This is a genomic window from Pseudomonas sp. NPDC087342, from assembly GCF_044744265.1.
GTDB classification, from domain to species: domain Bacteria; phylum Pseudomonadota; class Gammaproteobacteria; order Pseudomonadales; family Pseudomonadaceae; genus Aquipseudomonas; species Aquipseudomonas nunensis.
In genome coordinates, this window is the sequence record NZ_JBIUXZ010000010.1 from 140,786 (window position 1) to 149,836 (window position 9,051).

Annotated in this window: 7 protein-coding genes; all 7 read right to left on the reverse strand. The window is 60.1% G+C overall.

Annotated features, from left to right (window positions below; genetic code table 11):
• Positions 1–87 precede the first annotated feature (87 nt).
• Positions 88–954 (reverse strand): ABC transporter permease, encoded by an 867-nt coding sequence (locus tag ACIOYV_RS20555; protein WP_401326530.1) that lies wholly within the window; start codon positions 952–954, stop codon positions 88–90.
• 20 nt (positions 955–974) lie between these two features.
• A complete protein-coding gene (locus ACIOYV_RS20560) occupies positions 975–1,838 on the reverse strand; it encodes an ABC transporter ATP-binding protein (RefSeq protein ID WP_401326533.1) in 864 nt (287 codons plus the stop codon).
• Between the two features lie 5 nt (positions 1,839–1,843).
• Positions 1,844–2,869: an ABC transporter substrate-binding protein gene (locus tag ACIOYV_RS20565; protein WP_054050324.1), complete on the reverse strand. Its 1,026-nt coding sequence runs from the start codon at positions 2,867–2,869 to the stop codon at positions 1,844–1,846.
• Between the two features lie 17 nt (positions 2,870–2,886).
• Positions 2,887–3,774, reverse strand: a complete 888-nt coding sequence (locus tag ACIOYV_RS20570; protein ID WP_163907644.1) for a TauD/TfdA family dioxygenase — start codon at positions 3,772–3,774, stop codon at positions 2,887–2,889.
• A gap of 319 nt (positions 3,775–4,093) precedes the next feature.
• Positions 4,094–5,461, reverse strand: a complete 1,368-nt coding sequence (locus tag ACIOYV_RS20575; RefSeq protein WP_054050328.1) for an HlyD family type I secretion periplasmic adaptor subunit — start codon at positions 5,459–5,461, stop codon at positions 4,094–4,096.
• A complete protein-coding gene (locus ACIOYV_RS20580) occupies positions 5,451–7,607 on the reverse strand; it encodes a type I secretion system permease/ATPase (RefSeq protein ID WP_054050330.1) in 2,157 nt (718 codons plus the stop codon). The genes ACIOYV_RS20575 and ACIOYV_RS20580 overlap by 11 nt, the downstream gene beginning before the upstream one ends.
• 42 nt (positions 7,608–7,649) lie before the next feature.
• Positions 7,650–9,002 (reverse strand): TolC family outer membrane protein, encoded by a 1,353-nt coding sequence (locus tag ACIOYV_RS20585; protein WP_054050332.1) that lies wholly within the window; start codon positions 9,000–9,002, stop codon positions 7,650–7,652.
• Between the last annotated feature and the right edge of the window lie 49 nt (positions 9,003–9,051).

Sequence of the window (9,051 nt, forward strand, 5' to 3'; positions counted from 1 at the left end):
CGCGAGCAGGCTCGCTCCCGCAGGGGAATGCATTTCAATGTGGGAGCGAGCCTGCTCGCGAAAGCGCCCGCTCAGACACCAGAGAACTCAGCGCTGCATCCCCCAGCGCTTAACGGTCACCCGCTCCAGGGTGTCGAACACCAGGTTCTCCACCAGCAACCCAATCAAAATCACCACCGCCAACCCGGCAAACACTTTGTCGGTGTACAGCTCATTGCGGTTCTGAAAAATATACCAACCCAAACCACCCTTGCCGCTGGTCGCACCGAACACCAACTCAGCCGCGATCAATGTGCGCCAGGCAAACGCCCAGCCGATTTTCAGCCCGGCCAGGATCGACGGCAACGCCGCCGGGATCAGGATGAACAACACAAAGCGCATACCCTTGAGGCCATAGTTGCGACCGGCCATGCGCAGGGTTTCCGAGACACCGAGAAACCCGACATAGGTGTTCAAGGCCAAGGCCCAGAGCACCGAATGCACCAGCACGAAAATCAGGCTGTTCTGCCCCAGGCCAAACCACAGCAGCGCCAGCGGCAACAGCGCGATTGCCGGCAGCGGGTTGAACATCGAGGTCAGCGTGCTCAGCAGATCACGACCGAACTGCGTCGAGACCGCCAGCGTGGTCAGGGCAAACGCCAGGACGATGCCGATCAAGTAACCCTTGAGCAACACCACCAGGGAAATCCAGACTTTGCCCAGCAATTCACCGCTGAGCAGGCCGTCGTACAGCGCACTGCTGGTTTGCAGAAAACTCGGCAGCAGCAGGTCGTTGTTCTGGATGCGGGCAACCACTTCCCACAGCACCGCGAGCAAAATCAGGATCAGGCTTTTGCGAACCCAGCCCTGTTGCCAGACACGCTGGCCGAGGGGTAACTCTCGCTCCAGCGGTACGCTGGTCAGTGGCTCCAGGACGGTTTCAAATTCTTTGCGTGCAGATGACAACTGGCTCATCGGGCAATCCTCTCAATGGCTCAATAAGCGATGCGAATGTCGGAGAAATCCAGTTCACGCTCGGTTTCCGGGGACTGGCCTTCATCGAACAACAACCGATGAATGCGCCGCGCCGACTCCTGGAACGCCACGCCTCCGAGGCTGTGCAAATCGTATTGATGGCTGTGGACTTCCGCCCGTACCCGCCCCGGATGCGGCGACAGCAGCAGGATGCGATTGCCCACCACCAGCGCTTCTTCGATGGAGTGCGTGACGAACAGCAGGGTGAAGCGCACTTCCTCCCAAAGCAGCAGCAACTCTTCCTGCATCTTGCGTCGGGTCAACGCGTCGAGGGCGGCGAAGGGTTCGTCCATCAGCAGGATTTTCGGTTGCATGGCCAACGCGCGAGCAATCGCCACCCGCGCCTTCATACCGCCGGACAAGGTGTGCGGATAGGCATCGGTAAACCCCGCCAACCCGACCTTTTCCAGATAGTGCAACGCCCGCTCTTCAGCCTCTTTGCGCTTGAGGGTTTTCGACGCCAGCAGCGGAAACATCACGTTCTGTTTGACGGTTTTCCACGGCGGCAGTTGATCGAATTCCTGGAACACCACGATCCGGTCCGGGCCCGGCGCGTTGACGGTTTGCCCCTGAAGACGAATCTCGCCCTCGCACGGCTGGATAAACCCGGCGACCGCTTTGAGCAGCGTCGATTTACCGCACCCGGACGGGCCGAGCAGCACAAAGCGGTCCGCCGGATCGATCTCGAAACTGACTTGGTGGGTGGCCCGAACCACACGCTGCGGCGTGCGGTATTCGAGGCTGACGTGATCGACCGACAGCAGCGCTTCGGCTGTCGGTGCGATCGGGTTGCTGGCCGTGTGGCCTTGCAAGGGGGCGTTCATGTCGATCAGCTCCCTTGCAGCGGTTTGGCGTCCTGGAAGAAGTAATCCTTCCACGAATCCGGTTTGTTTTTGATCGCGCCGACGCGGTAGAGGAATTCCGCCAGCGGGTAGGTATTTTTCGGCGTGACACTGAATTCGAACTGCGGGTTATCGATGATTTTCAGCAGCGCGGCGCGGTCGATTTTTGCCTTGGTCACGCGGATGTAGGTGTCGGCCGCCGCGCCTTTATCGTTCTGGGCGAACTCGGCGGCTTCGGTCAGGGCTTCAACGAAGGCCTTGTAGGTTTTCGGGTTCTCGTCGCGGAATTTTTCGGTGGCAAACAGCACTGTTGGCGAGTTCGGGCCAAGCAGGTCGTAGGTGTTCAGCACCACATGGACGTTGGGATTGGCCAACGCCTGATCCTGGAATGGCGGGTTGGAAAAGTGCCCGCTCAACTCTGTGCCGCCAGCAATCAAAGCTGCCGTCGCGTCGGGGTGCGGAACCGCGATGGTGTACTTGTCGAGGCGATTGAATTCCTTGTCGCCCCACTGCTTGGCCGCCGCGTATTGCAGGAAACGCGACTGCACCGACACACCCACCGCCGGCACCGCGATGCGGTCCTTTTCGGTGAAGTCGGCGATGGTTTTGACGTTCGGATTGTTGCTCAGCAAGTAGTAAGGAAAGTTGCCCAACGAAGCGACGGCTTTGACGTTTTGCTTGCCGTGGGTGCGGTCCCAAATGGTCAGCAGCGGACCGACGCCGGCCCCGGCGATGTCGATGGAACCGGAGAGCAACGCGTCGTTGACCGCCGCACCGCCCGAGAGCTGGGTCCAGTCGACCTTGATGTCGATGCCTTCCTGCTTGCCGTACTTTTCGATCAGTCCCTGATCACGCACCACGTTGAGCAACAGATAAACAATACCGAACTGCTCGGCGATGCGGATTTCACCTTCGGCGTGGGCCACGGTCGGCGCCACCAGGCTGCCGGCGATCAGGCTGAAACCCAGGCCGATGGCAGCCGCCAACGGCGCGAATGGAAGACGTTTGGACATGATGGTTCTCCGGCAAATCAGAAAGGCGCGTCGCCCTGGATGGTGGTGCGATACAACTTGCGGCGCAGGTAGCTTGGGCAACCGGCGGCAAGGTGGATCAGCGAACGGTTGTCCCAGAACACCAGGTCGTGGGGCTGCCACTGATGGCGGTAGATGTTTTGCGGCAACACGCTGTGGGCGTAGAGCTCGTCGAGCAGCTGTTTGCTCTCGTCTTCCGGAAGGCCAACGATGCGCGTGGTGAAGCCTTCGCTGACGAACAACGCCTTGCGCCCGTTTTCCGGGTGAGTACGGACGATCGGGTGCACGACTTCGGCCACCTGGGCGAGTTGCTCCGGGGTCAGGGTCGGGCGCCAGTTGCCTTCGAATTTGGTTTCGCTGTAGCGCGCCGTGTAGGAGTGCGCGGCGGATCGACCTTCAACCGCTTTACGCAGCGCGTCGGGCAGGCCGTCCCAGGCTTTGTGCATGTCGGCGAACAGCGTATCGCCGCCTTCGGACGGCAGTTCCTGGGCGTGCAACATCGAGCCGAGGCTCGGCAGCTCTTTATAAGAGAGGTCGGAGTGCCAGAACTTGCCGGCGTCACCGAGGCCGACGGACACGCCGTTTTCGACGATGTTGGAAACGATGAGGATTTCCGGGTGCCCGGCCAGCAGGAATTGCTTGAGCACATGGATCTGCAACACGCCGAAGCGGCGGCTGAAGGCGATTTGCTGTTCGGGGGTAATGCGTTGGTCACGGAACACCACCACGTGATGATCCAGGTGTGCGCGGTGGATGCGCGCGAAATCCTGGTCATTGATCGGGCGGGACAGGTCCAGGCCGATGATTTCGGCACCGACGGCGCCGCTGAATGGGCGGATGTCGAAGGTTTGCGGCGCGATGCTTTGAGATGCAGAGACGGCTGACATTTAAATCACTCCCACGCACGGCACGCTCAAGGGCGCGCGCGTCGATCAGAAACTCACGGAGGTCCCGTGTTGGTTCGTGTCGTGCGGCGCGCCGATTGGTCGGCAGGTACGCAGGAGAGTGACTTTATAGATATAAGAATTGAAATTTAAATACCGTTAATGAATAACGATATGGCTTTTGGATTGCGCAGTTCTTGAGGCCGCCTTCGCGGGCAAGCCTCGCTCCTACAGGTTTTGAGTCGTCCGCTTTAACTGCGCACGACTTGGACCTGTAGGAGCGAGGCTTGCCCGCGAAGAGGCCCGCATCCGCACCGAAGAACTACCGCTCGTGCAAAGCCTCAGCCCGCGCCCGAATAATCGGCTTGAGCAGATAGCTGAGCACGGTCTTCTTGCCGGTGATGATATCCACCGACGCCACCATCCCCGGAATGATCAGCAACGGCTTCTCATCCGTCCCCAGGTGACTGCGGTCCGTGCGCAGCTTGATGATGTAGTAAGTAGTCTTCTTGTCTTCATCAGTAATGGTGTCGGCGCCGATCTGCTCAAGCTTGGCTTTGAGCCCACCGTAAATGGTGTAGTCGTACGCGGTGAATTTCACCGTCGCCTCTTGCCCCGGATGCAGGAACGCGATGTCTTGCGGGCGAACCTTGGCTTCCACCAGCAAGGTGTCGTCCAGCGGCACGATTTCTACCAGATCGCTGCCCGGCTGGATTACGCCGCCGATGGTGTTCACCAGCAATTTGTTGACGATGCCGCGCACCGGCGATGTCACCAGCGTGCGGCTGACCCGGTCTTCCAGCGCCTTGCCGGTGGCCTGAGCCTTATTCAAGTCAGTGCGCGCCTCGTTGAGCTGAGTCAGCGCTTCACTGCGGAATTTGCCGCGAGTCTCATCGATCTTGCGCTGCACTTCCTTGATCGCCGATTCGGCGCGAGGAATCGCCAGGGTGGTCGCGTCCAGTTGCCCGCGGGTTTCGACTTCGGCGCGCTTGAGTCGCAGCACTTCCACCGGCGACACCGCGCCCTGGGCCACCAGCGGCTCGGACATGTTGATTTCCTGGCGCTGCAACGCCAGCCCATTGCGGTACTGGGACTGTTTGGAGGTGAATTCGCGCAGCTCTTGCTGACGCTGAATCAACTGTTCCTGCAAGCCACCGATTTCATCGTGCAATTGCTGGCGACGGCTGGTGTACAGCGACTCTTCGCTGGCAGCCTGGCCGGGAACGGCTTTCAGCACATCGGCCGGGAAATTCAGCGGACGGTCATCCACCTCGGCGCTCAAGCGCTCAACCCGCAGCAGCATCGACAGGCGATCGGCCTCGGTTTCGCCCACGTTGGAGGCGAACCGCGTGTCGTCCAGGCGAATCAGCGGCGCGCCAGCCTCGACGATCTGCCCTTCCTTGACGAACAGCTCGGAGACGATACCGCCCTCAAGGTTCTGGATTTTCTGGATCTTCGACGACGGAATCGCCTTGCCGTCGCCCTTGGTCACTTCGTCGATCACCGCGAAGTTGGCCCAGAGCATCAGGAACACGAAGAAGCCGATGATCGCCCAAATTGTCAGCCGCACCACGCGCGGTGCGTCTTCGATCAGCGCCTTGTTCACTTCCGGCAACGGCTGGCCTTGCAGCGACGCGGAGCCTTTGAAGTAACGGCGGACAGAGTCCTTGAAACCCGACTTAAGCAACACTGATCTGCCCCTTCTTCAACGCTTCCATCACGGCGGCTTTCGGGCCATCGGCGAGAATCTGCCCACGGTCGATCACCAGCAGGCGATCCACCAGCGACAACAGCGAAGCCCGGTGCGTCACCAGCACCACGGTTTTGTTTTCGATCACTGCAGCCAGACGCTGCTTGAGGCGTTCTTCGCCGGTGTTGTCCATCGCGCTGGTCGGTTCGTCGAGCAGCAGAATCGGCGGGTTGAGCAGCAACGCGCGGGCCAGGGCCACGTTCTGGCGCTGGCCGCCGGACAGGTTCTGCCCACGCTCGCCGACTTGCAGTTCATAGCCTTGCGGGTGCAGACGGGCGAATTCGTGCACGCCGGCCAGTTCGGCGGCTTGCAGCACCAGTTCGTCTTCTACATAACGCGCACCGGACACCAAATTGTCGCGCAGGGTGCCGGCAAGCAATTGAATGTCCTGGGGCACGTAGCCGATGTTGTGGCGCAGTTCGCTGACATCGATCTGGCGGATATCAACGCCGTCCACCAGCAACGCGCCGTCGTCCGGCTGATAGAGGCCCACCAGCAATTTGGCCAGAGAGCTTTTGCCCGAGCCACTGCGACCGATGATGCCGATTTTCTCGCCGGGCTTGATGATCAGGTTGATGTTCTTCAGCGCCGGGTTTTGCTGGTTCGGGTAGGTGAAGTTCAGCTGACGGCATTCGATGGCGCCTTGCAGCACTTTGCGGCTCAGCGGACGCTCTTCGAAATTGCGCTCTTGCGGCAGCTCCATCATCTGGTCCACCGAAACCATGGTCACCCGCGCTTGCTGGTAACGGGTCAGCAGGCCGGACAACGAAGCCAGCGGACTAAGCGCTCGACCACTGAGCATGTAGCAGGCAATCAAACCGCCCATGCTCAGGTGACCGTCAATAATCTGGTACACGCCGAAGACGATCATGATCACCCCGGCCAGTTGCTGGATCAGCAAGGTGATGTTCATCGCCAGGCCGGAAAGCATTTTCACCCGCAGCTCGAGACGGCTGAGCGTGCCGATGGTCTGCTCCCACTGGTATTGGCGTTCGCTTTCGGCGTTGTTGACCTTCACCGCATCGAGGCCGGCGAGGGTTTCGATCAGGCTCGACTGACGCTCGGCGGCGAGGGCCATGGTTCGTTCCATGGTCGCCACCAACGGCTTCTGCAACGCGTAGCCAATCAACAGGGCAATCGGGAACGCCAGCACCGGAATCCACACCAGATGCCCGCCAAGAATCGCGATGACCATGAAGATCAGCAGCGTAAACGGCAGGTCGATCAGGCTGGTCAGCGTCAGCGAGGCGAGGAAGTCGCGGAGACTCTGAAACTCGTGGATGTTCTGGGCGAAGCTACCGACCCGCGCCGGGCGGTATTTCATGGCCATGCCGACGATGCGCTCGAACAGCGTGGCTGAGATGATCAGGTCGGTTTTCTTGCCAGCCAGATCCAGGCAGAGGCTGCGCAGGCTTTTAAGGATCAGGTCAAACAGGTAGGCGCCGGTGATACCGATCGCCAGCACCCACAAGGTGGATTCCGCCTGGTTCGGCACCACGCGGTCGTAGACGTTCATCACGAACAGCGGCGCGGCCATGGCGATGATGTTGATCAGGAAACTGGCGGCGATGGCGTCGGCATAGAGCCAGCGCGAACGCTTGAGGGTGTCACGGAACCACGAACGCGCACGCGGAATCAGCGTGCCGTGGTTAACGTCAAATTTATGCTGCGGTTGAGCGAAGAAGACTTTGCCAATGTAGTCGTCGGCCAGCAGTTCGCGACTGACGACACTTTCGCCGCCATCGGTTTCGCTGAGCAGCACGCGGGCCTGGTCTTCACCTTGCCAGCCGAGCAGCACCGCGCTGCGGCCGTCCTTGAGCAACAACAGCGCCGGCATCGCAATCGCCGGAATATCTTCCAGCTTGCGTTGCAGCACTCGGCCCTGCAGACCGGCGCGAGCGGCTGCGCGGGGCAGTAACTCGACGCTCAGGCGCTGCTTGGGCAGCGGCAGGCCGGTGGTCAGCATCGCGGCGCTGGCCGGTTTCTGGTGCAGCGTGCACAGGGCGAGCAGGCCATCCAGCAACGGATCGTCATGCAGCGCGCGTGGATCATTAATGAGTTGAACTCGACTGACTTCTGATTCCACGCTCGGCACTCTTGGCTAACTATTGAACAATGAAGGTCCTGCTCAATTCATGCCGGGCAATTGGACCTTTGGCTTCACGTCGTTCTGCACAACGGATGCCAACGGTGCGACCACTCCCTGGCTCTTGAGCAACTCGCCCATGGTCGCCTTGATTCGGTACTGAGTAAATAACTGAATGTTTTTGATGTCCGCCAGACGACGCGACGCGGTGAACAGTTCGTTTTCACTGTCGAGCAAGTCGAGCAAGGTGCGCTGGCCAAGGCTGAACTGCTTCTGATAAGCCGTGCGCACAGCGGTGCTGCGATCCACATATTGCTGGGCGATCGGCACTTGGGCGTTAGCATTATTCAAGGCGTTCCAGGCCAGGCCCAGCTCTTCGTTCAACACGCGCAAGGCGTTGTTGCGAATGTCCAGCGCCTGGTTCGACAGGTAGGACTTGGATTCCAGGTCAGCCTTGTTGCTGCCACCGGCAAACAGGTTGAAGCGCATGCGCAGCATGGCTTGCCATTCGTTGCTGTGACCGTTTTGACCGTCGAGGTCGTTGTCGGCGGTACGGCCCAGTTCAGCGTCGAAACGCGGGTAGAACGTCGACTTGGCGGCGTCGTACTGCTTCTCGGCAGCGGCGATGTCGGATTCGGCGGAACGCAGGATCGGGCTGTTTTCCAGCATCTGCGTGCGGGCTTCATTCAGGTTGGCCGGCAGCAGCGCAAGGAACGGCGCGGGACGCTCGAGCTGGTCGGGCATCTGGCCCACAGCGCTGAGGAAGTTGGTTTCGGCATCGGCCAGGTTGGTCTGTTCGGTGATCAGGTTGTTGCGGGCCTGGGCCATACGAGCTTCGGCCTGATCGAGGTCAGCGCCGCTGCCTACACCGCGGGAGGTGCGCAGTTTGATCTGGTCGAAAATGCGTTCGTGGCTCTTCAGGTTTTCTTCGGCCAGGCGCACGAATTCACGGCGGGTCAGCACGTCGAGATAAACCTGGGCCACGGTCAGCGCAGTGCGCTCCGAGGTCCCAAGCAAGGAATAGGCGCGGGAGTTAACGGTGGCTTGTTGACGCCCCACTTCGCTGGACGTCGCAAAACCGTCAAAAACCATTTGCGAGAGACGCAAACTTGACTCGCTGCGGTTCAAGGTTTCCCAGTGGTTGCTACCGGTATCGGCACGCGTGGTGACGTTATCCGTGCCTTCGCGACCATAACCGCCCAGCAGATCGACCCGTGGCAGGTATCCACCTTTGGCTGCCTTTAACTGATAATCCGCGGCCAATCGACTGTTAACCGCTGCCTGGATCTCCGGATGGACATCCAGCGCCTGTTGCATGGCTTCTGGAAGGCTTTGTGCCTGGGCGAAACTGGCGGCGAGGGCGAAGGGTAAAGCCTTGAACAAAGACGAACGCATGTAAGAAATATCCCAGAACTTCTTGTCTTGAATCACAGCAAATAGGGGC

Bases quoted from the DNA above. Each gene is read 5' to 3' on its own strand.
- ACIOYV_RS20555 (WP_401326530.1), bottom strand. From the start codon at position 954: ATGAGCCAGTTGTCATCTGCACGCAAAGAATTTGAAACCGTCCTGGAG.
- ACIOYV_RS20560 (WP_401326533.1), bottom strand. From the start codon at position 1,838: ATGAACGCCCCCTTGCAAGGCCACACGGCCAGCAACCCGATCGCACCG.
- ACIOYV_RS20565 (WP_054050324.1), bottom strand. From the start codon at position 2,869: ATGTCCAAACGTCTTCCATTCGCGCCGTTGGCGGCTGCCATCGGCCTG.
- ACIOYV_RS20570 (WP_163907644.1), bottom strand. From the start codon at position 3,774: ATGTCAGCCGTCTCTGCATCTCAAAGCATCGCGCCGCAAACCTTCGAC.
- ACIOYV_RS20585 (WP_054050332.1), bottom strand. From the start codon at position 9,002: ATGCGTTCGTCTTTGTTCAAGGCTTTACCCTTCGCCCTCGCCGCCAGT.